General features: G+C 69.6%; 22 protein-coding genes. 1 reads left to right on the top strand and 21 read right to left on the bottom strand.

The annotated features are described in order from the left end of the window. Positions 1-16 precede the first annotated feature (16 nt). The 21 genes from pyrF to ACFVY3_RS05095 all read right to left on the bottom strand — a co-directional run bounded on the left by pyrF (position 17) and on the right by ACFVY3_RS05095 (position 22,794). Positions 17-883 carry an orotidine-5'-phosphate decarboxylase gene (gene pyrF / locus ACFVY3_RS05195; RefSeq protein WP_400158977.1) on the bottom strand — a complete coding sequence of 289 codons (867 nt, stop codon included), beginning with the start codon at positions 881-883 and terminating at the stop codon, positions 17-19. Next, positions 876-4,199, bottom strand: a complete 3,324-nt coding sequence (gene carB / locus ACFVY3_RS05190) for a carbamoyl-phosphate synthase large subunit (protein ID WP_364135519.1) — start codon at positions 4,197-4,199, stop codon at positions 876-878. The genes pyrF and carB overlap by 8 nt, the downstream gene beginning before the upstream one ends. Then, positions 4,199-5,386 carry a glutamine-hydrolyzing carbamoyl-phosphate synthase small subunit gene (gene carA, locus ACFVY3_RS05185; protein ID WP_400159062.1) on the bottom strand — a complete coding sequence of 396 codons (1,188 nt, stop codon included), beginning with the start codon at positions 5,384-5,386 and terminating at the stop codon, positions 4,199-4,201. Before carA ends, carB begins: the two co-directional genes overlap by 1 nt. An 88-nt stretch (positions 5,387-5,474) precedes the next feature. Beyond that, positions 5,475-5,993, bottom strand: coding sequence for a hypothetical protein (locus tag ACFVY3_RS05180; protein WP_400158976.1), 519 nt, complete (start codon positions 5,991-5,993; stop codon positions 5,475-5,477). Continuing rightward, the gene (locus tag ACFVY3_RS05175; RefSeq protein ID WP_400158975.1) at positions 5,993-7,342 is read right to left on the bottom strand and encodes a dihydroorotase; all 1,350 of its coding nucleotides are present in this window, start codon (positions 7,340-7,342) and stop codon (positions 5,993-5,995) included. The genes ACFVY3_RS05180 and ACFVY3_RS05175 overlap by 1 nt, the downstream gene beginning before the upstream one ends. After that, positions 7,342-8,340 (bottom strand): aspartate carbamoyltransferase catalytic subunit, encoded by a 999-nt coding sequence (locus ACFVY3_RS05170; RefSeq protein WP_400158974.1) that lies wholly within the window; start codon positions 8,338-8,340, stop codon positions 7,342-7,344. Before ACFVY3_RS05170 ends, ACFVY3_RS05175 begins: the two co-directional genes overlap by 1 nt. Then, positions 8,337-8,948 (bottom strand): bifunctional pyr operon transcriptional regulator/uracil phosphoribosyltransferase PyrR, encoded by a 612-nt coding sequence (gene pyrR, locus ACFVY3_RS05165; RefSeq protein ID WP_364135507.1) that lies wholly within the window; start codon positions 8,946-8,948, stop codon positions 8,337-8,339. The genes ACFVY3_RS05170 and pyrR overlap by 4 nt, the downstream gene beginning before the upstream one ends. A 234-nt stretch (positions 8,949-9,182) precedes the next feature. After that, on the bottom strand, positions 9,183-9,593 hold the full coding sequence (nusB, locus tag ACFVY3_RS05160; protein WP_290257744.1) for a transcription antitermination factor NusB: 411 nt from the start codon (positions 9,591-9,593) through the stop codon (positions 9,183-9,185). Then, the gene (gene efp, locus ACFVY3_RS05155; protein WP_400158973.1) at positions 9,593-10,156 is read right to left on the bottom strand and encodes an elongation factor P; all 564 of its coding nucleotides are present in this window, start codon (positions 10,154-10,156) and stop codon (positions 9,593-9,595) included. Before efp ends, nusB begins: the two co-directional genes overlap by 1 nt. Positions 10,157-10,303: 147 nt before the next feature. Continuing rightward, positions 10,304-10,822: a tetratricopeptide repeat protein gene (locus tag ACFVY3_RS05150; RefSeq protein WP_290257743.1), complete on the bottom strand. Its 519-nt coding sequence runs from the start codon at positions 10,820-10,822 to the stop codon at positions 10,304-10,306. Beyond that, positions 10,822-11,913, bottom strand: coding sequence for a 3-dehydroquinate synthase (gene aroB, locus ACFVY3_RS05145; RefSeq protein WP_400158972.1), 1,092 nt, complete (start codon positions 11,911-11,913; stop codon positions 10,822-10,824). The genes ACFVY3_RS05150 and aroB overlap by 1 nt, the downstream gene beginning before the upstream one ends. Beyond that, a complete protein-coding gene (locus tag ACFVY3_RS05140; RefSeq protein ID WP_400158971.1) occupies positions 11,910-12,506 on the bottom strand; it encodes a shikimate kinase in 597 nt (198 codons plus the stop codon). The genes aroB and ACFVY3_RS05140 overlap by 4 nt, the downstream gene beginning before the upstream one ends. Then, entirely contained in the window at positions 12,506-13,705 is a 1,200-nt protein-coding gene (gene aroC, locus ACFVY3_RS05135) for a chorismate synthase (RefSeq protein ID WP_400158970.1), read from the bottom strand. Before aroC ends, ACFVY3_RS05140 begins: the two co-directional genes overlap by 1 nt. A gap of 26 nt (positions 13,706-13,731) precedes the next feature. After that, positions 13,732-14,592, bottom strand: a complete 861-nt coding sequence (locus tag ACFVY3_RS05130; protein WP_400158969.1) for a shikimate dehydrogenase family protein — start codon at positions 14,590-14,592, stop codon at positions 13,732-13,734. Further along, positions 14,589-16,349, bottom strand: a complete 1,761-nt coding sequence (gene mltG / locus ACFVY3_RS05125; protein WP_400158968.1) for an endolytic transglycosylase MltG — start codon at positions 16,347-16,349, stop codon at positions 14,589-14,591. Before mltG ends, ACFVY3_RS05130 begins: the two co-directional genes overlap by 4 nt. Next, positions 16,330-16,944: a Holliday junction resolvase RuvX gene (gene ruvX, locus ACFVY3_RS05120; protein ID WP_400158967.1), complete on the bottom strand. Its 615-nt coding sequence runs from the start codon at positions 16,942-16,944 to the stop codon at positions 16,330-16,332. The genes mltG and ruvX overlap by 20 nt, the downstream gene beginning before the upstream one ends. Before the next feature lie 9 nt (positions 16,945-16,953). Beyond that, positions 16,954-19,632: an alanine--tRNA ligase gene (alaS, locus tag ACFVY3_RS05115; RefSeq protein ID WP_400158966.1), complete on the bottom strand. Its 2,679-nt coding sequence runs from the start codon at positions 19,630-19,632 to the stop codon at positions 16,954-16,956. An 87-nt stretch (positions 19,633-19,719) separates the two neighbouring features. Next, positions 19,720-19,965: a DUF6167 family protein gene (locus ACFVY3_RS05110; protein WP_400158965.1), complete on the bottom strand. Its 246-nt coding sequence runs from the start codon at positions 19,963-19,965 to the stop codon at positions 19,720-19,722. A 30-nt stretch (positions 19,966-19,995) separates the two neighbouring features. Then, a complete protein-coding gene (locus ACFVY3_RS05105) occupies positions 19,996-20,370 on the bottom strand; it encodes a DUF948 domain-containing protein (protein WP_290257735.1) in 375 nt (124 codons plus the stop codon). A gap of 142 nt (positions 20,371-20,512) precedes the next feature. Further along, a complete protein-coding gene (rpsD, locus tag ACFVY3_RS05100; protein WP_290257734.1) occupies positions 20,513-21,139 on the bottom strand; it encodes a 30S ribosomal protein S4 in 627 nt (208 codons plus the stop codon). A 188-nt stretch (positions 21,140-21,327) separates the two neighbouring features. Then, complete coding sequence (locus ACFVY3_RS05095) at positions 21,328-22,794, bottom strand: replication-associated recombination protein A (RefSeq protein WP_400158964.1); 1,467 nt, start codon at positions 22,792-22,794, stop codon at positions 21,328-21,330. Between the two features lie 92 nt (positions 22,795-22,886). Between ACFVY3_RS05095 and ACFVY3_RS05090 the strand changes: the two genes are divergently transcribed. Next, positions 22,887-23,534, top strand: a complete 648-nt coding sequence (locus ACFVY3_RS05090) for an acVLRF1 family peptidyl-tRNA hydrolase (RefSeq protein ID WP_400158963.1) — start codon at positions 22,887-22,889, stop codon at positions 23,532-23,534. Positions 23,535-23,548 lie beyond the last annotated feature (14 nt).

Below are 23,548 nucleotides of genomic sequence, written 5' to 3'. Positions count from 1 at the left end.
GCGGTTCAGCCCGGTGTCAGGCGGTCCGCAGCCCGTCGAGGGTACGCTGGGCCGCGGCACGCAGGCCGGCGGTGTCCGGACCGGCGGCCAGGATGTCCCGGCTGGAGGTGCCGAGGACCTGCCCGTAGGCGGCCCCGAAGGTCCGCTTGAGGTCGGCGGGAGTGGCTCCCTGGGCGCCCAGGCCGGGGGCCAGGATGGGGCCGCGGACGGCCTCCAGGTCCAGGCCGAGGTCGGTCAGGGCCGAGCCGACGGTGGCGCCGACGACGAGGCCCACGGAGCCCATGGCGCCGTCGTAGCGCCGGTTTTCCCCGGCCGCGGCGGTGACGATCCGCCGGGCCACGGAGTCCGCCCCGCCCACGTGCTGCACGGAGGCGCCTTCCGGGTTGGAGGTCAGGGCCAGGACGAAGACGCCGCGGCCGGCCTGGGCCGCGAGGTCCAGGGCCGGGCGCAGGGATTCGAAGCCCAGGTAGGGGCTGAGGGTGACGGAGTCGGCGGCCAGGGCCGAGCCGTCCCGCAGCCACGCGTCGGCGTAGGCGGCCATGGTGGAGCCGATGTCGCCGCGCTTGGCGTCGGCGATGCTGAGCACTCCCCCGGCGGTGCATTCGGTGAGGGTGCGTTCCAACACGGCCATGCCGGCGGAGCCGTGCCGTTCGTAGAGCGCCACCTGCGGCTTCACCGCGGCGGCGAGCGGACCCACGGCCTCGAGCACGGTGAGCGAGAAGCGTTCGACACCGGCGGCGTCGTCGTTCAGGCCCCAGGCGCTCAGCAGCGCCGGGTGCGGGTCAATACCGACGCAGAGCGGGCCGCGCACGGCCATGGCCCGGCCCAGCCGGGAGCCGAAGGACTCCCGGCCGGCCGTGGTGTCCGTGCCCTGCTCAGGCATGCTGCGCCGCGGTCCGGGCGGCTTCCTGCGATTCGGCGAGGGCAGCGGCGTGCTCCTGCAGGCTGGTGACGGACCATTCGTAGGTCCGCATCGCCTCGATCGCCTGCACCGCGGCGTTGAACTCGGCCACGGTCGTGATGCAGGGGATGCCGATGGACGTCGCGGCGGCGCGGATCTCGTAGCCGTCGCTGCGGGCCTCGCCACCGGATGGGGTGTTGAAGACCATGTCGATCTCGCCGGCGACGATCAAGTCTGCGATGGTCCCTTCACCCTCGGCGCTGCTGCCCTCGGCGACCTTGCGGACCGGGGTGGCCTGCAGGCCGTTGCGGCGCAGCACGTCGGCCGTGCCGCCGGTGGAGACGATCTCGAAGCCGAGGTCGGAGAGGCGCTTGACCGCCATGATGACGGCGCGCTTGTCCCGGTTGGCGACGGAGACGAACACCTTGCCCTCGGTGGGAAGGGCGTTGTTGGCCCCGGCCTGGCTCTTGGCGAAGGCGGTGTCGAAGTGCTTGTCGATGCCCATGACCTCGCCGGTGGAGCGCATTTCCGGGCCGAGCAGAGAGTCGACCACCTTGCCCTCTGGGGTCCGGAACCGGCTGAACGGCAGCACGGCTTCCTTGACGGCGACGGGGGCGTCCAGCGGCAGGGTGGAGCCGTCACCGGACTCCGGCAGCATCTTATAGGCGCTGCGGAGCTGGTTGATGGTGACTCCGGCGCCGATCAGCGCCGCGGCCTTGGCCATCTGCACACCGGTGGCCTTGGAGACGAACGGCACGGTGCGGGACGCGCGCGGGTTCGCCTCGAGCACGTAGAGCACGTCGGAGGCGAGGGCGAACTGGATGTTGATCAGGCCGCGGACGCCCACGCCCTCGGCGATGGCCCGGGTGGCGGTCCGGACCCGGTCGATCACGTTGTTGCCCAGGGTGATCGGGGGCAGCACACAGGCGGAGTCGCCGGAGTGGATGCCGGCCTCTTCGATGTGCTCCATGATGCCGCCGAGGTACAGGTCCTTGCCGTCGAAGAGGGCGTCGACGTCGATCTCGACGGCGTCCTCAAGGAACCGGTCGATCAGCACCGGGTGGTCCGGGGTGATCTCGGTGGCGTTGGCGATGTAGCGGGAGAGGTTGGCCTCGTCGTAGACGATCTCCATGCCGCGGCCGCCCAGGACGTAGGACGGGCGGACCAGGACCGGGTAGCCGATTTCGTCGGCGATCTTCTTGGCGTCCTCGAAGGACACGGCGGTGCCGTTCTTCGGGGCGATCAGGCCGGCCTCGTCGAGGACGCGGGAGAAGGCGCCGCGGTGCTCGGCCAGGTCGATCGCCTCCGGGGAGGTGCCGAGGATCGGCACGCCGGCGTCGGCAAGCTGCTGGGCGAGCTTGAGCGGGGTCTGGCCGCCGAGCTGGACGAAGACGCCCATGACGCCGCCGGTGCGTTCCTCGGCCGCGATGACCTCGAGGACGTCCTCGAGGGTCAGCGGTTCGAAGTAGAGCCGGGTGGAGATGTCGTAGTCGGTGGACACGGTCTCCGGGTTGCAGTTGACCATCACGGTCTCGTAGCCGGCCTTGCGCAGCGCCATCGAGGCGTGGACGCAGGAGTAGTCGAACTCGATGCCCTGGCCGATCCGGTTCGGACCGGAGCCGAGGATGATGATGGAGGGCTTGGCGTGCAGCGCAACCTCGTCTTCCTCGTCGTAGGAGGAGTAGTGGTACGGGGTGTACGCGGCGAACTCGGCGGCGCAGGTGTCCACGGTCTTGTACACCGGGCGGATGTCCAGGGCCTGCCGGACGCCGCGGACCACGGCCTCCGGGTTGTGCGTCAGGGCGCCGATCTGGGCGTCGGAGAAGCCGTGCCGCTTGGCGCGCTGCAGCATCTCCTTGGTCAGGGCGGTGGACTGGCGGATCTCGAGGGAGATCTCGTTGAGCAGCTGCAGCTGGTCCAGGTACCACGGGTCGATCTTGGTGGCCTCGAAGAGCTGCTCCACCGTGGCGCCGCCCAGCAGGGCGCGCTGGACCTGGTGCAGGCGGTCGGTGGTGGGGCGCTTGGCCTTCTCGACCAGTTCCGCAACCTCCCACTCCGGGACCGGGGTGAAGTCCAGCTGCGAACCCTTCTGCTCCAGGGAGCGGAGGGCCTTCTGCAGGGCCTCGGTGAAGTTGCGGCCCATCGCCATGGCCTCGCCCACGGACTTCATGGTGGTGGTCAGGGTGGGGTCCGCGGCCGGGAACTTCTCGAACGCGAAGCGCGGGACCTTGACGACGACGTAGTCCAGGGTCGGCTCGAAGGACGCCGGGGTCTTCTGCGTGATGTCGTTCGGGATCTCGTCCAGGGTGTAGCCGAGCGAGAGCTTGGTGGCGATCTTGGCGATCGCGAAGCCGGTGGCCTTGGAGGCCAGGGCCGAGGAGCGGGAGACGCGCGGGTTCATCTCGATGACGACGACGCGGCCGGTGTCGGGTTCGACGGCGAACTGGATGTTGCAGCCGCCGGTGTCGACGCCGACCTCGCGGATGACGGCGATCGCGATGTCGCGCAGCCGCTGGTACTCGCGGTCGGTCAGGGTCAGGGCCGGGGCGACGGTGATGGAGTCGCCGGTGTGGACGCCCACCGGGTCGAAGTTCTCGATCGAGCAGACCACCACGACGTTGTCGTTCTTGTCGCGCATCATCTCGAGCTCGTACTCCTTCCAGCCGAGGATGCTCTCTTCGAGCAGCACCTCGGTGGTGGGGCTGTACTGCAGGCCCTGGCCGACGATGCGGCGCAGGTCGCCCTCGTCGTAGGCGAGGCCGGAGCCGAGGCCGCCCATGGTGAAGGAGGGCCGGACCACCATCGGGTAGCCCAGGTCTTCGGCGGCCGTGAGGGCCTCATCGATGGTGTGGATGATGTGGCTGCGGGCCGATTCGGCGCCGCAGCGCTCCACGACGCCCTTGAACTTTTCCCGGTCTTCGCCGAGTTCGATCGCGGCAATGTTGGCGCCGATCAGTTCGACGTTGTACTTCTCCAGGACGCCGTTCTTGTCCAGGGCGATCGCGGTGTTCAGCGCGGTCTGGCCGCCCAGGGTGGGCAGGACGGCGTCGGGGCGTTCCTTGGCGATGATCTTCTCGACCACCTCGGGGGTGATCGGTTCGATGTAGGTGGCGTCGGCGAACTCCGGGTCGGTCATGATGGTGGCCGGGTTGGAGTTGACGAGGATGACGCGCAGGCCTTCGTCCTTGAGGACGCGCAGTGCCTGGGTGCCGGAGTAGTCGAATTCGGCCGCCTGGCCGATCACGATCGGGCCGGAACCGATGACCAGGACGCTCTTCAGGTCAGTTCTCTTGGGCATTACTTCTTGTCCTCAGTCTTGGAGTCGGTGGAGGTCGTGGTGCCGGCGTTCGCGGCCGCGGTCTTCGTGCTCTCCATCAGGTCGATGAAGCGGTCGAAGAGGTAGGCGGCGTCGTGCGGGCCGGAGGCCGCCTCGGGGTGGTACTGGACCGAGAAGGCGGGGATGTCCAGGCAGTTCAGGCCCTCGACGACGTCGTCGTTGAGGCTGACGTGGCTGACCTGGACGCGGCCGAAGCGCTCCTCGGGGGCCACCGTGTCGCCCGCCAGCGGGGCGTCGACGGCGAAGCCGTGGTTCTGCGAGGTGATCTCGACCTTGCCGGTGGCGCGGTCCATGACCGGCTGGTTGATCCCGCGGTGGCCGTAGCGCAGCTTGTACGTGCCGAAGCCCAGCGCACGGCCGAGGATCTGGTTGCCGAAGCAGATGCCGAAGTAGGGCAGCTTGGCGTCCAGCACGGAGCGGAGCAGGCCCACCTGGGTGTCGGCTGTGGCGGGGTCGCCGGGACCGTTGGACATGAACACGCCGTCGGGGTTGACGGCCTTGACGTCCTCCAGGGTGGCGGTGGCCGGCAGGACGTGGACGCGGACGCCGCGCTCGGCGAACCGGATGGGGGTCATGCGCTTGATGCCAAGGTCGATTGCGGCGATGGTGAACCGCGGCTCGCCTTCCCAGCCCCAGTCGGCGGGCTCGACCGTGTAAGCCTCGTCGACGCTGACCTCTTCGGCCAGGCGGGAGCCTTCCATGGGGGCGCTGGCGAGGACGGCGTCGACCAGTTCCTTGTCCGTGGCGCGGGCGGCGTCGCCGGAGAAGATGCCGGCGCGCATGGTCTTGTGTTCGCGCAGGTGGCGGGTGATGGCGCGGGTGTCCACCCCCTGGATGCCGACGACGCCCTGCTCGGTGAGCTCCTCGTCCAGGCTCCGCTCGGAGCGCCAGTTGGACGGGCGGCGGGCGGCGTCGCGGACGACATAACCGGCCACCCAGATGCGGCGGGACTCGGCGTCGTCCTTGTTGACGCCGGTGTTGCCGATGTGCGGCGCGGTCTGCACCACGAGCTGGCGGGCGTAGGAGGGATCCGTGATGGTCTCCTGGTAGCCGGTCATGCCGGTGGCGAAGACGGCCTCGCCGAGGGCGGTGCCGGTGGCGCCGTAGCTGCGGCCGCGGAAGATGCGGCCGTCCTCGAGGACCAGCACGGCGGGCTCCGGCGCGGCGGGGACGCCGGCGGCGGTCCCGGACTCGGACTTCTCTTGCTCTGTTGCGATCACTGGTTGCGTCACGTCGTTACTTTCCACTTTCGGCTTCTGCCTGGGGGGCAGCGGAGATCAAATCATTGAGAACGGTCAGGAGGGCGGTCTTGTCCTCGGCGCGGCGGCTGCGGAATCCGGTGTCCAGCTCGCGGGTCCCGAGCATCCAGCTCAGGACCAGGAGCCCGTCCTGTTCCACGAACTTGCCGGCCATGCCGCTTTCCTGGCGGACGCCGGTGAGGCGTTCCACGGGGATGAAGAGCGGACCCGCGCCGGTGCGGTCAAACAGGACGCCGTCGCGGTGCACGGAGAGGCCGGCGTTGGTGCGCAGGCCCAGCCCGTGGACGGCGATCCGGTCCAGCCAGTCCCCCGCGGTGGTGGTGGCCACGTACTGGCCCTCGGCCTCGGCCAGGGCCGGGCCAAGCGCGTCGGGGGCCTCGGGCAGCGCCGGGATGTCCGCCTGGCGTCGGAGCCGGTTGCGCCAGCCCAGCCCGATCAGCACCAGTGCCACGGCCACGAGGACCAGCACCAGGAGCAGGGAGAGTTCCTTGACCATCAGGGGCGCCCCGCCGTTTCCGCGGCGTCCCAGCGGTACGGGGTGTTCAGCGCGCCGTCGAGGACGGTCGGGTGGCCGTGCAGGAAGGTGGCCATCACCTTGCCCGGGAGTTCCCGGCCGGCGAATGGAGAGTTGCGGCCCATGGTTGCCATCTTAGAAGGGTCAACGCTCCAGCGCGCAGCCGCGTCCACCAGGATGACGTTCGCGGGTTCCCCGGCTTCCAGCGGCCGGCCTTGGTCTTCCACCCGGCCGATCGCGGCGGGGGTGGTGGAGGTCACGCGGGCGAAATCGGCCCAGTCCATCAGGCCGGTTTCGATCATGGTGTGCTGGACGACGGAGAGGGCGGTCTCCAGCCCGGTCATGCCCATGGCCGCCTGCGCCCACTCGCACTCCTTATGCTCGCTGGGGTGCGGGGCGTGGTCGGTGCCGACCACGTCGATGGTGCCGTCGGCGAGGGCGGCGCGCAGGGCCTGGACGTCCTCGTCGGTGCGCAGCGGCGGGTTGACCTTGTAGACGGGGTCGTAACTGCGGACCAGTTCGTCGGTGAGCCAGAGGTGGTGCGGGGTGACCTCGGCGGTGACGTTGATGCCGCGGGACTTGGCCCAGCGGATGATCTCGACCGAGCCGGCGGTGGAGACGTGGCAGACGTGCAGGCGGGAGCCGACGTGCTGGGCCAACAGGACGTCGCGGGCGATGATGCTTTCCTCAGCCACGGCGGGCCAGCCGGCGAGGCCGAGGACGGCGGAGACGGCGCCCTCGTTCATCTGGGCCCCGGCGGTGAGCCGGGGTTCCTGCGCGTGCTGGGCGACGACGCCGTCGAAGGCCTTGACGTATTCGAGGGCGCGGCGCATCAGGACCGGGTCGCTGACGCAGATGCCGTCGTCGGAGAAGACCCTGACCCGGGCGCGGGAGTCGGCCATGGCGCCGAGTTCGGCGAGCTGCTCGCCGGCCAGGCCGACGGTGACGGCACCGACCGGGCGGACGTCGGCCCAGCCGGCGGTGCGGCCCAGGCTGAAGACCTGTTCGACGACGCCGGCGGTGTCCGCGACGGGGTTGCTGTTGGCCATGGCGTGGACGGCGGTGTAGCCGCCCAGGGCGGCGGCGCGGGTGCCGGTTTCGACCGTTTCGGCGTCCTCGCGGCCGGGTTCGCGCAGGTGGGTGTGGATGTCCACCATGCCCGGCAGTGCGACGAGGCCGTGCGCATCAATCACGGTGACGCCGTCGTCGTTGGCGAGGTCGGTGCCGCGGGCGGCGATGACGCCGTCGCGGATCAGCAGGTCTTCGGCCGGGCCGCCGAGGATCGAGGCGCCACGGATGAGGTAGCTGCCGGTCTGGTGCTGCGGTGCCATCAGTGGTTCTCCTTGGCGTGGGTGGGGGCTGGCTCGCGGGTGTCGCCGGAGAGCAGCAGGTACAGGGCGGCCATCCGGACGGACACGCCGTTCCGGACCTGGGCCAGGACGGTGGACCGCGGCGAATCGGCGGCGGCGGACGAGATCTCCAGGCCGCGGTTCATCGGGCCGGGGTGCATGATGATGGTGTCCTTCAGGCCCAGGGTGTCCAGGGCGCGGAGGCGGTTGTCGTCGAAGCCCCAGCGGCGGGAGTATTCGCGGGTGGTCGGGAAGAACGAGGCGTTCATCCGTTCGCCCTGCACGCGGAGCATCATCATCGCGTCCACGCCGCCGGCGAGGGTCTGGTCCAGGTCGTAGCTGACGGTGCACGGCCAGTGTTCGACGCCGATGGGCAGCAGCGTGGGCGGCGCCACGAGGGTGACCTCGGCGCCGAGGGTGCGCAGCAGCCAGACGTTGGAGCGGGCCACCCGGGAGTGCAGGACGTCGCCGGCGATCGCGACCCGCATCCCGGTCAGGTCCGCCCCGGTGGAAGGGACGCCGGCGAGCTTCGACCAGTGCCGGCGCATGGTGAAGGCGTCCAGCAGGGCCTGGGTGGGGTGTTCGTGGGTGCCGTCGCCGGCGTTGACGACGCCGGCGTCGATCCAGTCCGTGGCGGCGAGCCGGTGCGGGGCGCCGGAGGCCCAGTGCCGGATGACGACGGCGTCCGCGCCCATCGCGGCGAGGGTCTGGGCGGTGTCCTTGAGGGATTCGCCCTTGGAAACGGAGGAGCCCTTGGCGGCGAAGTTGATCACGTCCGCAGAGAGCCGCTTGGCGGCGGCCTCGAAGGAGATGCGGGTGCGGGTCGAGTCCTCGAAGAAGAGGTTGACCACGGTGCGGCCGCGGAGGGCGGGAAGTTTCTTGACCTCGCGGTCGCCGACGGCGGACATTTCCTCTGCGGTGTCGAGGATGCGGATTGCGTCGGCGCGGCTGAGGTCACCGGTGGAGAGCAGGTGCCTCATGCGGTGGCCTCGACGGCTGCCTCGATGACGACCTCGTTGACGGGCCGGCCGTCCGCGCTGTCGGTTTCCTCGAGCCGGACCCGGACCTTCTCGGCGGAGGAGGTCGGCAGGTTCTTGCCGACGTGGTCGGCGCGGATCGGCAGTTCGCGGTGGCCCCGGTCGATCAGGACGGCCAGGCGGACGATCCGGGGCCGACCCAGGTCCACGAGGGCGTCGAGGGCGGCGCGGATAGTGCGGCCGGAGTAGAGGACGTCGTCGATGAGGACCACGACCTTGTTGTCGATGCCGGTGCGCGGGAGTTGCGTGGGGTACGGGGGCCGCGTGGGCTGGTGCGAGAGGTCGTCACGGAACATGGTGACGTCGAGTTGGCCGACGATGGCGGCGGGATCCACGGAGGGATCGGCGGCGGCGATTTTCGCGGCGAGCCGGACGGCCAGCGGGTAGCCGCGGCGCGGGATGCCCAGCAGGACCAGGTCCTGGGAGCCCTTGTTGGACTCGAGAATTTCGTGGGCTATACGAGTGAGGGCCCGGTCGATGTCGGCCTGGCTGAGCACGACGCGGCTCAGCTGAACCGTCGCCGGTACCGGTGATTCCGGAACAGAAGTCATCGCTCGTCTCCCCTTTCCCCGCCTCACGGGACGGAATTAAAAAAGGAACATTTGCTCTTTCAAATTACCACACGGGCCACGGCGCTTCGGGCCTCCGGGACGCGGTGTGCATCACACGGGCGAGAACAGCCGCAGTGACGCAAAAGGGCCGGTGCCCGCCGTGATGGCGGGCACCGGCCCGGAGTTTTTCGCCGCAGAGTCCCCCGTCATGGGGGCGCTTCGGTGCCGGCCGGATCAGGCCAGCAGCGACGGCTTCAGCTGCTGCAGCCGGCCCAGCAGGCCGTTGATGAAGGACGGGGACTCGTCCGTCGAGAGCGTCTTGGCCAGCGCCACCGCCTCGCTCACCGCGACGCCGTCGGGGACGTCGTCGTTGTAGAGCAGTTCCCAAGTGCCCACGCGCAGGATGATGCGGTCCACGGACGGCATCCGTTCCAGCGACCAGCCCTGCGAGTAGGTTTCCAGGAACTCGTCGATGGCGGCCTGGTGTGAGACCACACCCTCGACGATCTCCAGGGTGTAGGGGTTGATGACCTGATCCGTCTGTTCACGACGGGAGCGCAGCACATCGAATGCGGAGACGGAACGCTGTTCCGCCTCGAAAAGAACATCCAGGGCCCTGCTGCGGGCCTTACCGCGGGCGCTCACTAGTCGCTGACCCGGCCAAGGTAGCTGCCGTCGCGGGTGTCGACCTTAACTTTGGTGTTGTTCTCGACGAACAGCGGCACCTGGATCTCGTAGCCGGTTTCCAGGGTGGCGGGCTTGGTGCCGGCGGAGGAGCGGTCGCCCTGCAGGCCCGGCTCGGTGTAGGTGATTTCCAGCACGACGCTCGGCGGCAGTTCGATGTAGAGCGGGTTGCCCTCGTGGATGGCGATGTTGACCATCTGGTTCTCAAGCATGAAGTTGGTGGCGTCGCCGACGGTGGCGGCCGGCACGGTCAGCTGGTCGAAGTCCGAGGTGTCCATGAAGACGAAGTCGGCGCCGTCCTGGTACAGGTACTGGTAGTCGCGGCGGTCCACGGTGGCGGTCTCGATCTTGAGGCCGGCGTTGAAGGTCTTGTCGACAACCTTGCCGGACATGACGTTACGCATCTTGGTGCGGACGAAGGCGCCGCCCTTGCCGGGCTTGACGTGCTGGAATTCGATGATGTTCCAGAGCTGGCCTTCCAGCTTCAGCACGGTTCCGTTCTTGATGTCGTTGGTCGTTGCCACAGTATCCTCAGGTTTCGTCAATGGCCGGTCTAAGCCGCCAGCCGTGTATGCCATGCGGGCGCGCCCAATGGGCGGCTCCGCGCGTGTTTTTCAAAAATCCAAGATCCATTCTACCGGCTTTACGGATGCAGTGCCGGACGGGGTCCCTCAGGAGGCCAGGTCCAGCACGTCCCGGGCGCGCTGCAGGGCCACGGTTGAGGAGTAGATCAGGGCCGCGTCGGCGGCGCCGGCCACCCGGAGGTCCAGGGCCTTGGCGAAGGACTCGACGGCGGCGGCGGTGTTGCCGGCGGCGAAGTAGGAGCGGCCCAGGTGCTGCCGGACGGAGGCCTCCTCTGGGGTGCCCTGCGCCTCGGCCAGCAGCTGCCGGTAGAGTTCGACGGCGCGGTCGGAGCGGTGCGAGACGCGCAGCACCTCCGCCTCGAACATCCGGAGCCGGAAGGAATCGGGGTCCTTGTACCGGGCCTCGGCGAGCAGCTCGGCCGCCTCCCCGGGGTGGCCCTCGACGAGCCGGACGAAGATCAGGTCGGTGGGGTCCTGCGACGCGGCGAGGGCGTCGGCGCAGGCCTCCTCGTTGACCAGTTCCGGCATGAGCGTGCGCGGGTTGATCCGGATGCCGGGGAACCCGGCGTCCGGCCACTCGCTGGTGCCGCCGTTGTCGCTGATCATCAGGAGGCAATCTCCTGGTAGGCGGCGAAAAGCAGCGAGGTGTCCGGGACATCGAGGATCCCCGGGCGTCCGACGCCGTCGAGCACCACGAAGCGCAGCAGGTCGCCGCGGGACTTCTTGTCCCGGCGCATCCCGTCGAGCAGCGCCTGCCAGCGGTCGCGTCGGTAGGTGGTGGGCAGGCCGAGGCTTTCCAGGATGGCCCGGTGCCGGTCGAAGTCGGCGTCGCTGAGCCGGCCCACGCTGCGGGCCAGTTCCGCGGCGAACATCATGCCCACGGACACGGCGGCGCCGTGCCGCCAGGAGTAGCGCTCGGCGAGTTCGATCGCGTGGCCCAGGGTGTGGCCGTAGTTCAGGATTTCGCGCTGTCCGGTTTCCTTGAGGTCCTCGGAGACCACGCGGGCCTTGACCGTGATGGCGCGTTCGATCAGTTCCCGCAGGACCTCCGAGCGCGGATCGGTGGCGGCCTCGGGGTCCTTCTCGATCAGGTCGAGGATGGCCGGGTCGGCGATGAACCCGCACTTGATCACCTCGGCGAGACCGGAGATGATCTCGTTCTTCGGCAGCGTGTCCAGGGTGTCCAGGTCGGCCAGGACGCCGGCGGGCGGGTGGAACGCGCCCACCAGGTTCTTGCCCTCGGCGGTGTTGATCCCGGTCTTGCCGCCGACGGCGGCGTCCACCATGCCGAGCAGGCTGGTGGGCATGTGAACCACCTTGATGCCGCGCAGCCACGTGGCGGCGACGAAGCCCGCGAGGTCGGTCACCGCTCCCCCGCCGACGGCGACAATCGCGTCCGAGCGGGTGAAGTCGTTCTGGCCGAGCACCTGCCAGCAGAAGGAGGCGACCTCGATGTGCTTGCCTTCTTCGGCGTCGGGGATTTCCGCGGTCAGGGCGGTGAAGCCGGCGGTGCCGAGTTCCTCGCGGACGGCGTCGCCGGTGAGCCGCAGGGCGCGCGGGTGGATGACCAGGACGCGCTTGACCCGCTCCCCCAGCAGCGCCGGGAGGCCGGCGAGCAGGCCGCGGCCGACGACGACGTCGTAGTTCTCCGACGCCGACTGGCCGGTGACGGGGATGGTGGTTGATTCGTTGCTCACAGTTCCACTTTCTTTGTTGCCGCCGGGGCCGCCGCGGCGGTGCCGGCGGGGCGCCGGAGCGCATCTTCAAGTCGGTGTGCCAAGTCCGCGACGCTGCCGTGACGGACGTCGAGGACGATGTCGGCGAGTCGTTCATAGACCGGTTGGCGGGTGGCGAAGAGGGCCCGCCACCGATCCATGGCGTCCCCTGCCAACAGCGGCCGGCCGGAGTTCCGGGCGATCCGGTCCGCCACGGTGCCGGCGTCGCATTCGAGATAGACCACGGTGCAGCCGGCGAGCAGCTGCTGGGTGCCCGAGTCCAGCACGGCGCCGCCGCCGAGGGAAATGACGGTCGGCAATTCGGCGGCGTCTTCCACGGCGCGGGACACGGCCCGGGCCTCCATCTCGCGGAAGGCGCACTCGCCGCGGCTGGCGAAGATGTCCGCGATGGCGCCGTGCTGGCTGACCACCTCGGCGTCGGTGTCGATGAACCGGGCGCCAAGGTGCTGGGCCAGCTGCTGGCCGATCGCGGACTTGCCGACGGCCATCGGCCCGATCAGGACGATCGGGGCCCGGCTGCCGGCCTGCCGGCGCGGCGTTTCACTGGCAGGCACTAGTGGCCGATCGAGTCCAGGGACGCCGGGATGTTGTCCAGGTAGCCCTTGAGGTTGCGGGCGGTCTCGGCAACCGAGTCACCGCCGAACTTTTCGGCCACGGCCTCGGCCAGGACCAGTGCCACCATGGCCTCGGCGACGACGCCGGCGGCCGGGACCGCACAGACGTCGGAGCGCTGGTGGTGGGCCTTGGCGGCCTCGCCCGTGGCGACGTCGACGGTCTTGAGCGCCCGGGGCACGGTGGCGATCGGCTTCATGGCGGCGCGCACGCGCAGCACGTCGCCGATGCTCATGCCGCCCTCGATCCCGCCGGCGCGGTTGGACGTGCGGATGATCCGGCCATCGGAGTCCTTGACGATCTCGTCGTGGGCGGCCGAGCCGCGCCGGGAGGCCGTGAGGAAGCCGTCGCCGACCTCGACGCCCTTGATCGCCTGGATGCCCATCAGTGCGGCGGCGAGGCGGGAGTCCAGCCGGCGGTCCCAGTGGACGTAGCTGCCCAGTCCCGGCGGTAGGCCGTAGGCAAGGACCTCGACGACGCCGCCGAGGGTTTCGCCCTCCTTGTGGGCGGAGTCGACCTCGGCGACCATGGCGTCGGAGGTTTCGCGGTCGAAGCAGCGCAGCGGGTCCGAGTCGAGGGCCAGCACGTCCGAGGGCACCGGAAGGGGCTTGCCCTCCGGGACGGAGACGGTGGCGATGGAGACGGTGTGGGAGACCAGTTCGATGCCGAGCTGGGAGAGGTAGGCGGCGGCCACCGAGCCGAGGGCCACGCGGGTGGCGGTCTCGCGGGCGCTGGCGCGCTCCAGGACGGGGCGGGCCTCGTCGAAGCCGTACTTCTGCATGCCGGTGAAGTCGGCGTGGCCGGGACGGGGCCGGGTCAGCGGGGCGTTGCGGGCCTGGTCCGCGAGGGTCTCCGGGTCCACCGGGTCCGCGGACATGATCTGTTCCCACTTGGGCCATTCGGTGTTGCCCACCTGGATGGCGATGGGGCCGCCCTGGGTCAGGCCGTGGCGGACACCGCCGAGGATGCTGACCTCGTCCTGTTCGAACTTCATCCGCGCGCCACGGCCGTAGCCGAGCCGGCGCCGGGCGAGGGCCTCGACGATCCGGGGACTGCTGAGTTCGACGCCGGCGGGGACGCCTTCAATAATTCCGACCAGTGCCGGGCCATGGGATTCACCGGCGGTCAACCAACGCAACATAGCTTCCATCCTGCCATGTGCGGCACTTAGAACACCCGTCGAGGTGCCCCTACTGCGTCACACATCACATCTATGACTTCGGCGGGCATCGTCCCGTCGACGGCTGCGAAAAGCCGGACCTGTTCGATCGCCTGGTAGAGCAGCATTTCCAGGCCGGGGACCACGGTTCCGCCACCCGCGGTCCACGCCACGGCGATCCGGCTGGGCCACGGGTCGTACGCGGCATCGAGCAGGATGCCAGGCGTCGCGGCGCCGGCGGCGGCGAGGTCCGCTCCGGTTCCGTCCGCGGCGCGCGGCGGCAGGGTGGAGACGACGACGTCGTAGCCGGGGAGTTCACGGGCGGCCGCCGTCAGGGGCCGGAACTGCAGGTCGATGCCGACGCCGGCGGCGGCGGCGCGCACGTCGGCGGCCCGGACCGCGTCGCGGACGAAAACCGTGGCGGAGGCGGTGCCGAGGTCACGGAGGGCGGCGACGGCGGCCGCGGCGGTCCCGCCCCCGCCCAGCACGGCGGCGGACGGCGCATCAGGGGCGCCGGCGTAGCGGAGGGCGTTGACAATTCCGGCGACGTCCGTGTTGTACCCGACGAGGCGGGGACCTGCGGGCCCGGGCTCGAACGCCACGGTGTTGACCACACCGAGGGCCTCCCCCACGCCGCGGACCTCGTCCACGGCCGCGGCCATGGCGGCCTTCAGCGGCATCGTCACCGAGAGCCCCCGCCAACTGTCCTCTGCGCGGACCGTCGAGAGGAACCCGGGCAGGGCGTCGACGGTGACATCGATCGCCTCGTAGCCGATGTCCACGCCGAGCGCCGCGTAGGCGGCCCGGTGCAGGCCCGGGGACTTCGAATGCCCGATGGGGTGGCCGAGGACGGCCGCCCGTCCGGTCACACGCAACGGTTCGGGTTGGCGCTGCACCAGGCGTTGTACTTGGCCACATTGACGTTGTGCTCCGCCAGCGTCTTGGCGAACAGGGTCTCCTTGGTGTCCAGGTTGACCGTCACCCAGTAGAGGTAGTCGTTCGTCTTCGGCTTGGCGGCGGCGTCGATGGCGGTCTTGCCCGGCGAGCCGATCGGACCGGCGGGCAGGCCCTGGTTGGCGTAGGTGTTGTACGGGTTGGACTTGTCCGCCTTCTGCGCCTCATCGATGTGGAAGCTGCGGATGCCCAGGCCGTAGGTGACGGTGGCGTCGGACTGGATCAGGCCGCCGGTCTCCGTGTTGTTCGGCTTGAGGCGGTTGTAGATGGCGCCGGCGACGTCACCGTACTCGGCCTGGCCGCCCTCGGCCTGGACGATGCTGGCGACGGTCAGGACGTCGTACTGCTTGGCCGGGTCGGTGATGCCCTGGGCCTTCAGCTCGTCCAGGGTGCTGCCCACCAGTTTCGTCAGGACGTCCTTGGCGGAGGTGCCCAGCGGGAAGCGGTATTCGCCGGGGAACAGGAAGCCTTCAAGATTCTTGGCCTTCGCGGGAACGCCGAACTGTGCCGGGGAGTCGCTGAGCGCCTTGAGCTCGGGGACCGGCACGCCGGTGCCTTCGGAGATGGCCTGCAGGGATTCGTTGATGCGCATGCCGGCGCTGAGGGCAAAGTACATGACCTTGCCGCTGCCCTTGTTCAGCAGGATGTTGACGGCATCGGTGTTGTTCATTTCCTTGCGCATGCTGAAGGTGCCCGGGGTGAGGGCCCCGCCGGCAGCCACGAAGGCCTTGACAAAGTTGTCCGGGTTGGCGATGACCTGCTTGGCCTGCAGGTCCGCGGCCACGGACTTGGGGCCTGCGCCGGCGGGCACGGTGATGGTGACCTCGCCGGTGCCGGGGCCCGGATAGTCCGCCACGGTGTTGCCGCCGAGCAGCGGCTTGATGAACTGGGCGCCGACGACGATTGCGACGACGAAGACGGCGAGGGTCAGGACCAGGGCCAGGAAGCGGCGGCGGCGCCGGACCTTCTTGGACGGGCCCTTGGCGACGGGGATGCCCGCGGCGCCGATCAGGTCGCGGCCGTGCTCCTCTTCGTCGTGGTGGTCTTCGAGGGGGTGTTCGGCGTAGGCCGCGTCCTCGTGGTGATCGTCGTAGTAGGCGCCGCTCTCGGCGGCGTGGCCGTACTGCAGGGCGTCGGCGCGGCGGAGGGTTTCCTCGCGGGAGAGGCCGCCGGCGTATTCGTGGACGGGCTCGTGGGCCGCGTCTTCGTGCAGCTCGTGGGCCGGCTCGACATGGACGGCCTCTGCGAAGGCGGGAGCCGCGTAGCCGGCGTCGTGGTGCGCCTCTTCGGCGGGCACGGGCTCGACATGGACGGCCTGCTGGGCCGGTTCGTGCACGGGCACCTGGTCGGTGTGCGCGTCGTGGACCGGCGCTTCGTGGACCGACTCCTCCTGCACGGGCTCTGCGTGGACCGGTTCCTCCTGCACGGGCTCGGCGTACGCGGGTTCCTGGTGCACGGGTTCCTGGACCGGTTCGTGCACGGACTCCTGGCGGGACGGCGCTTCGGGGGCGCCCTGCTCCTCCTGGCCCGTGACATAGGCCTGCGGCGGGACGACTTCGTGGTTCTGGGTGGCCAGGAACTTCTCCTGGGCCCGGATTTCCTTGCGCGTCAGCGGGCGGTCTGCGCCGCCAGTGGCAAAACCAGAGGACTCGTCATTGTTGACCGGGCTCACTGTAGCCTTCCATTTCGGGCAGAATGCGTTGTGCAGAATGCGCGTTTAAGTCCGGGGCGGCCTGAGCGCCGCCACCGGTCGGCCCCGGCTGCGGGTCCGCGCTGACGCGGCGACCCACTTCCGTCCCCCTGGCCTTTTGCATATCGATTGCGTGTTGCAGTATCCCTGCGGCCGCAACCTGATCAACCACTTTACGATGGTCGCGGCTGCTCATGCCAGCTTGGTGCAGGTCCCGGTGCGCTGAAACGGTGCTCAGTCGCTCGTCAACCAGCCAGACGGGAATGTCGGCGTCGGCCGCCCGCAGGGTACTGACCAGTAGCTTTGCATAGTCGGAAGCCATTGTCGCGGAGGCGTGCTCTTCCCCCTTCATGGTGCGCGGCAGGCCGACAAAAATTTCGACGACCTCCCGCTCCAGCGCCTCCCGGACCAGGATCTTGACATCCGAGGCCTTCTTGGAGTCGCGCTTGAGCGTCCGGAGCGGGGTGGCGAGGATGCCGTCAGGGTCGCACACTGCCACCCCCACGCGCACGGTGCCGACGTCTACCCCGAGCTTCACGCCCCGGAGGTAGCCGCCGGGCACCATAGCGTCAACCATCCGCGGCCTTTAGCGCTTGGTAATGGCGTCGACGACGGCGGTCAGCGCAGCGCCGACCTTGCTGGCGTCGGTACCGCCGCCCTGGGCGACGTCGTCCTTGCCACCGCCGCCTCCGCCGAGGATGCCGGCGGCCACGCGGACCAGGGCACCGGCTTTGACGCCGGCCTCGCGGGCGGCCTCGTTGGTGGCCACCAGAATCACGGGGCGGTCGTTGCTGACCCCGGCCACCGCGACGGCCGCGGCGTCGGAGCCGAGCCGGGTGCGCAAGTCCAGTGCCAGGCCGCGCAGGTCGTCCGCGCCGCCGATCTGGCCGGCGTCGTGGGCGATGACCTTGACGCCCGAGGCATCCTTGGCGGTACCCACCAGCTGCGCGGCGGCGGCGGTGAGCTGTTCCTTGCGGAGACGCTCGAGTTCCTTCTCGGTGGCCTTGAGCTTGGCGAGGGTGCCGGCGATGCGCTCGGTGAGCAGGCCTGAGGGCACCTTGAGCATGTCGGTGAGCTCGGTGACCAGGGCGCGTTCGGCGGCCAAGTGCCGGAAGGCGTCCATGCCAACGAAGGCCTCGACGCGGCGGTTGCCCGAGCCGACGGACTGCTCACCCAGCAGCGACAGGCTGCCGATGAGTGAGGTGTTGGACACGTGCGTGCCGCCGCAGAGCTCGCGGGACCAGGCGCCGTCGATCTCTACGACCCGGACCTCGTTGCCGTAGTTCTCGCCGAAGAGCGCCATGGCGCCGAGGGCCTTCGCCTCGGCCAGGCCCATGATCTTGGTCTCGACCTGGTAGTTGTTGCGGATCGCGATGTTCGCGACCTCCTCGATCTCCGAGCGGGTGGCCGTGCTCAGGCCCTCGCCCCAGGAGAAGTCGAAGCGGAGGTAACCGGCCTTGTTGAAGGAGCCGCGCTGCAGCGCCTCCGGCCCGAGGATCTGGTGCAGGGCGGCGTGCACGATGTGCGTGCCCGTGTGTGCCTGCTCGGCTGCGTGCCGGCGTTCGCGGTCGACGGCGGCGAGGACGCGGGCGTCGGCGCCGATTTCACCCTCGCGGACGATCGCCTTGTGGACGCTGAGGCCCTTGATGGGGCGTTGCACGTCCAGGACCTCGACGACGAAGCCGTCGCCGGTGATCAGGCCGGTGTCGGCGGCCTGGCCGCCGGCCTCGGCGTAGAACGGGGTCTCGGCCAGGACGAGTTCGATCTCCTCGCCGGTGGCGGCGTGGCCCACCTTGCGGCCGTTGGCGAGGATGCCGCGGACCGTGGACTCGCCGGCGAGCTCGGTGTAGCCGGTGAAGACGGTCTCACCCGCGGTCAGGAGCTCCTGGAAGGCGCTCATGTCCGCGTGGGCGCCCTTCTTGCCCTTGGCGTCGGCCTGGGCGCGCTGGCGCTGTTCCAGCATGAGCTTGCGGAACTCGGGCTCGTCGACCTTGAGGCCGGCCTCCTCGGCCATTTCCAGGGTCAGGTCGATCGGGAAGCCGTAGGTGTCGTGCAGGGTGAAGGCGTCGGCGCCGGAGAGCGGGCGGCCGGCGGACTTGGATTCCTTGACCGCGTCCTCCAGCCGGGCGGTGCCGGAGGCGATGGTGCGCAGGAACGCCTTCTCCTCGGCGTAGGCGATCCGGCTGATCCGGTCGAAGTCGGTCTCCACGATCGGGTAGACGCCCTTCATGGCGTCGCGGGAGGCCGGGAGCAGCTCCGGCAGGCAGGCCTTCTCGACGCCCAGCAGGCGCATGGAGCGGACGGCGCGGCGGATCAGGCGGCGCAGCACGTAACCGCGGCCCTCGTTGGAGGGGGTGACGCCGTCGGCGATCAGCATCAGTGCCGAGCGGATGTGGTCGGCGACGACGCGCATGCGGACGTCGTCGGTGTGGTGCGGGTCCTCGGGGGTCTCGGCGGAGGTGTAGGCCTTGCCGGAGAGCTCTGCGGCCTTGTCGATGACGGGACGGACCTGGTCCGTCTCGTACATGTTCTCGACGCCCTGCAGGATCATCGCGAGGCGCTCCATGCCGAGGCCGGTGTCGATGTTCTTCTTGGGCAGTTCGCCGGTGATGTCGAAGTCCACCTTGGAGCGGACGTTGTCGATCTGGTACTGCATGAAGACGAGGTTCCAGATCTCGATGTACCGGGTCTCGTCGGCCAGCGGGCCGCCCTCGATGCCGTAGGCGGGGCCGCGGTCGTAGTAGATCTCGGAGCAGGGGCCGGCGGGGCCGGGCTGGCCGGTGGACCAGTAGTTGTCCGACTTGCCCATCCGCTGGATTCGCTCGGCCGGGACGCCGGTGTTCTTCAGCCAGAGTTCCTTGGCCTCGTCGTCCTCTTCGTAGACGGTGACCCAAAGGCGCTCCGGCGGCAGGCCGTAGCCGCCGTCGTCGACGCCGGTGGTCAGCAGCTCCCAGGCGAACTTGATGGCGTCTTCCTTGAAGTAGTCGCCGAAGGAGAAGTTGCCGCACATCTGGAAGAAGGTGCCGTGGCGGGCGGTCTTGCCCACCTCTTCGATGTCGCCGGTGCGGATGCACTTCTGGATGCTGGTGGCACGCGAGTAGGGCGGCTCCTCACGGGCGGTGAGGTACGGGATGAACGGGACCATGCCGGCCACCGTGAACAGCAGGGAGGGGTCGCTGGAGACCAGGGAGGCGGAGGGCACGGCGGTGTGTCCCTTGCTGACAAAAAAATCGATCCAGCGCTTGGTGATCTCCTGCGACTTCATAACCTGGTTACTAACCCTTCAATAATTCTTTACAACGTAGGTGGCGACGCACCGGTGGCATCGGGTGGTTCGGGGGTGGCGGGCGGCCTAGCGGCGCAGCGCGTCCCGGGCGGGGGCGGCGACGTCGTCTACTCCCAGCGCTGAACGCAGTTCGCTCTCGCGGTCGCGCATGCCGGTGCGGACGGCGTCGGCGAAGTCGTAGACGCTGTCGGCCAGGCGGCCCACGGCGCGGTTCATGCCTTCGGGGCCCAGCGCGGTCTGCGCCTGGGTGATTTTACGGAAGGCGATGACGCCGACGGCGACGCCGATGCCCATCCAGAGAATCCTGTTCATGTCAGCTTCTTTCAGCGGGAGCGGGCCGGGTCAGCGGCTGCGGCGGCCGGAGGAGGGCTTCTTGCGCGCGGAGAACGCCGAACGCACGCCGTAGCTGAAGGCGGCGACCTTGATCAGCGGCGAACCCACGGTGGCCGCGACCAGGGAGGACAGGGCGGAGAGGTTCGCGGAGGCGTCGGAGACGTTGGCTGCGATCCCGTCCACCTTCTTCAGCTGCTGGTTGGTGGTGGAGACGGTGGCGGTGACTTCATCCATGAGCGGGGTGGCGCCGTCGCTGAGCGAGCGGATGGTGCTGCGCACCTCGTCGAATACTCCCCCGAGCTTCAGGATCGGCACGGCGAGCAGCAGGACCAGGAGTGCAAACACCCCGGCCGCGATCAGGCCGGCAATATCGCCACCAGTCATAGACGTTCATCTCCTTGAAACTCCGTGGATTACTGCGGGGCCGCTCCGCCATAATGTGTGGCCGCGGACTCCCTCAAGTACCTTACCTACAAAGAAGCCCGCGGCGCTTGCCACGGGCTTCTTTGTAGGTCTCGCGTTGGATCTAGCGTGCGTAGAATTCCACGACGAGCTGCTCTTCGCAGGTCACGGGGATTTCGGAGCGCTTCGGGCGGCGAACCAGGCGTGCCTGCAGGGACTCGAGCTTGACGTCCAGGTAGGCGGGAACCATCGGCAGGACATCGCGGTGCGCGCCTGCTGCTGCCACCTGGAACGGAGGCATGGTTTCGCTGCGGCTGTGGACGTGGACCAGCTGGCCCTCGCCGACGCGGAACGACGGGCGGTCAACGCGGACGCCGTCAACCATGATGTGGCGGTGCACAACCATCTGGCGGGCCTGGGCGATCGTGCGGGCGAAGCCGGCACGCAGCACGAGGGCGTCGAGACGCATTTCGAGCAGTTCGATCAGGTTTTCACCGGTCAGGCCCTTGGTGCGGCGTGCTTCTTCGAAGGCACGGGTCATCTGGGCTTCACGGATGCCGTACTGGGCGCGCAGACGCTGCTTTTCACGCAGACGAACGGCGTAGTCGGAGTCCTGCTTCTTGCGGGCACGGCCATGCTCACCGGGGCCGTACGGGCGGCGCTCCATGTACTTGGCGGCCTTGGGGGTCAGAGCAATGCCGAGTGCGCGCGAGAGGCGTGCGGTACGGCGAGCACGAGTGTTGTTAGCCACTTGTGTCCTTCCAATATCTGCGGTGTGTCAGTGTTACTGGCCTCCACGATGGAGAGCATCGGCCAACCGCTGCCTTTTGCTACTGGGCGCAGAGCCAACCCGCGGAGCATCGTGACAGCCGAAACTGCCGCGAGTTCAGAGGATTATGCGTCCGTGCCTTGCCAGACAACGTTCAAGACTATCACGGCTTAGCCGCCGCGGATGATTTTCCTCAGCCGTTCCAGCCGCGTGGAGATGTCCCGTTCGGCGCCGTTGGCGGTGGGCTGGTAGTAGTTGCGGCCCACCAGGTCATCCGGCGGGTACTGCTGGGTGGCGACAGCGTGCGGGGCGTCGTGGGCGTACTTGTACCCCTTGCCGTGGCCCAGCTGCTTGGAGCCCGGGTAGTGCGCGTCGCGCAGGTGCGCGGGGATGCCGTTGCCCATCCCGGCCCGCACATCGGCGATCGCCTGGTTGATGCCGAGGTAGGCGGCGTTGGACTTGGGCGCGGTGGCCAGGTGCACCACGGCCTCGGCCAGGATGATCCGCCCTTCCGGCATGCCGATCAGCTGCACCGCCTGGGCGGCGGCGACGGCGGTCTGCAGGGCGGTGGGGTCGGCCATGCCAACGTCCTCCGCGGCGGAGATCACGATGCGGCGGGCCACGAAACGGGGGTCCTCGCCGGCCTCCAGCATCCGGGCCAGGTAGTGCAGGGATGCGTCCACGTCGGAGCCACGGATGGATTTGATGAAGGCGCTGGCTACGTCGTAGTGCTGGTCCCCGGCGCGGTCGTAGCGGACCGAGGCGACGTCCAGGGCGCGTTCGGTGTGCTTGAGCTCGATACTGACGGGCGTGCCGTCGGCCGGGGCACCGTCGACGTCGTCCGCGTCGCCGAACGCGACGCCGGCGGCCGCCTCCAGCGCGGTCAGGGCACGGCGTGCGTCGCCGCCGGAGAGCCGGACGAGGTGCGCCAGGGCCTCCCCCTCCAGGGACGCCGAGCCGCCCAGGCCGCGGGGGTCCTCGACGGCGCGCAGCAGCAGGCCCTCGATGTCCGCGTCGGTGAGGGGCTTGAGGGTCAGCAGCAGGGAGCGCGAGAGCAACGGCGAAACCACCGAGAAGGACGGGTTCTCCGTGGTAGCAGCCACCAGGACCACCCAGCGGTTCTCGACGCCGGGCAGCAGCGCGTCCTGCTGTGCTTTGTTGAAGCGGTGGATCTCGTCCAGGAACAGCACCGTGGTGGTCTTGTAGAGGTCCCGGGCGGTCAGCGCCTCGTCCATCACGCGGCGGACGTCCTTGACCCCCGCGGTGATGGCGGAGAGCTCAACGAATTTGCGCCCCGGGCCCTTGGCGATCACGTGGGCCAGGGTGGTCTTGCCCGTGCCGGGAGGGCCCCAGAGGATCAGCGAGCTGGGGCCGGCCGGTCCGGTGGCGTTGCTGCCGGCCGCGAGCTGCCGCAGCGGGGAGCCGTGGCCCAGGAGGTGCTGCTGGCCGACGACGTCGTCCAGGGTCCGGGGACGCATGCGGACGGCCAGCGGACTGCGCGGGGCGGCTCGGCCGGAGCCGTGGGACGAGTGGCCGCGCGCGGAGCCGCCGTCGCCGGACTCATCGCCGAAGTCGTCGGCGTCGGGGTCGTTGTTCGCGGACGCCTTGTCCTGCCCTGCACCAAAGAGATCATCCACATAGATAGGCTACTTCTAGTTCCGGACGGTCCCCGCACGGCCGCCGGCCGGCCTTACGCACCCCGCCCGCCCGTTTCCAAGGGAGATCCGCCATGCCCAGCCCCGAGTCCCGCGTGGCCCGTGTCCCCGGGGAACGGCTGGCCGGCTGGGTGGAGCGCTTCGCGGCCAGTCACGGAAGCGTCCAGGAATCCGACACCGACGACGGATTGCTGCTGCGCGCCGCCGACGGTGCCGAGGCGCTCCTGCAGGCACCTTGGCCGGCGGACGGGCGCCCGGGCCGCGGCGACGACGCGCTGACCCGGCTGGCGAGTCTGACAACGCAGCCCCGGCAGCTGGGCCTGGTGCTGGTGCGCCGCGGCGGTTATTCGGTGGCCGTCGTTGCGGAGGGAAGAGTTCTGGCCTCGAAGACCGGCACCCGGCACGTGCAGTCGCGCACGGCCGCCGGCGGCTGGTCGCAGCAGCGCTTCGCCCGGCGCCGGTCCAACCAGGCCGACGCCCTGGTGGAGGCGGTCGCGGCGCACGCGGCCCGGATCTTCGCCGAGCACCGCATCGAGTACCTGGTTCCCGGCGGCGACCGGACCCTGGCGGACCTGGTCCTCGCCGAGCCGGTTTTGAAGCGCTACGCGCCGCTGGCCCGGCTGGCCTTGCTGGACGTCCCGGATCCGCGGGCGGCCGTGCTGAAGAAGGCCGCCGCCGACGCGTGTGCCGTGCGGATCCAGGTCACCGACCCGCCGTCGTAGGCGGGCAGTCGGAG

Source organism: Arthrobacter sp. BPSS-3 (assembly GCF_044628475.1).
Classification (GTDB): Bacteria; Actinomycetota; Actinomycetes; order Actinomycetales; family Micrococcaceae; genus Arthrobacter.
The sequence above is the reverse complement of the archived record's forward strand: the minus strand, read 5'-3'. Positions and strand labels throughout refer to the sequence as shown.

What these genes read in the sequence shown, in the direction of transcription:
- ACFVY3_RS05180 (WP_400158976.1), bottom strand. Translation starts at nt 5,993, where the DNA reads ATGGTCAAGGAACTCTCCCTGCTCCTGGTGCTGGTCCTCGTGGCCGTG.
- aroC (WP_400158970.1), bottom strand. Translation starts at nt 13,705, where the DNA reads ATGTTGCGTTGGTTGACCGCCGGTGAATCCCATGGCCCGGCACTGGTC.
- ACFVY3_RS05105 (WP_290257735.1), bottom strand. Translation starts at nt 20,370, where the DNA reads ATGACTGGTGGCGATATTGCCGGCCTGATCGCGGCCGGGGTGTTTGCA.
- carB (WP_364135519.1), bottom strand. Translation starts at nt 4,199, where the DNA reads ATGCCCAAGAGAACTGACCTGAAGAGCGTCCTGGTCATCGGTTCCGGC.
- ruvX (WP_400158967.1), bottom strand. Translation starts at nt 16,944, where the DNA reads ATGGTTGACGCTATGGTGCCCGGCGGCTACCTCCGGGGCGTGAAGCTC.
- alaS (WP_400158966.1), bottom strand. Translation starts at nt 19,632, where the DNA reads ATGAAGTCGCAGGAGATCACCAAGCGCTGGATCGATTTTTTTGTCAGC.
- ACFVY3_RS05150 (WP_290257743.1), bottom strand. Translation starts at nt 10,822, where the DNA reads ATGATCAGCGACAACGGCGGCACCAGCGAGTGGCCGGACGCCGGGTTC.
- pyrF (WP_400158977.1), bottom strand. Translation starts at nt 883, where the DNA reads ATGCCTGAGCAGGGCACGGACACCACGGCCGGCCGGGAGTCCTTCGGC.
- pyrR (WP_364135507.1), bottom strand. Translation starts at nt 8,948, where the DNA reads ATGACTTCTGTTCCGGAATCACCGGTACCGGCGACGGTTCAGCTGAGC.
- ACFVY3_RS05170 (WP_400158974.1), bottom strand. Translation starts at nt 8,340, where the DNA reads ATGAGGCACCTGCTCTCCACCGGTGACCTCAGCCGCGCCGACGCAATC.
- ACFVY3_RS05175 (WP_400158975.1), bottom strand. Translation starts at nt 7,342, where the DNA reads ATGGCACCGCAGCACCAGACCGGCAGCTACCTCATCCGTGGCGCCTCG.
- ACFVY3_RS05110 (WP_400158965.1), bottom strand. Translation starts at nt 19,965, where the DNA reads ATGAACAGGATTCTCTGGATGGGCATCGGCGTCGCCGTCGGCGTCATC.
- ACFVY3_RS05090 (WP_400158963.1), top strand. Translation starts at nt 22,887, where the DNA reads ATGCCCAGCCCCGAGTCCCGCGTGGCCCGTGTCCCCGGGGAACGGCTG.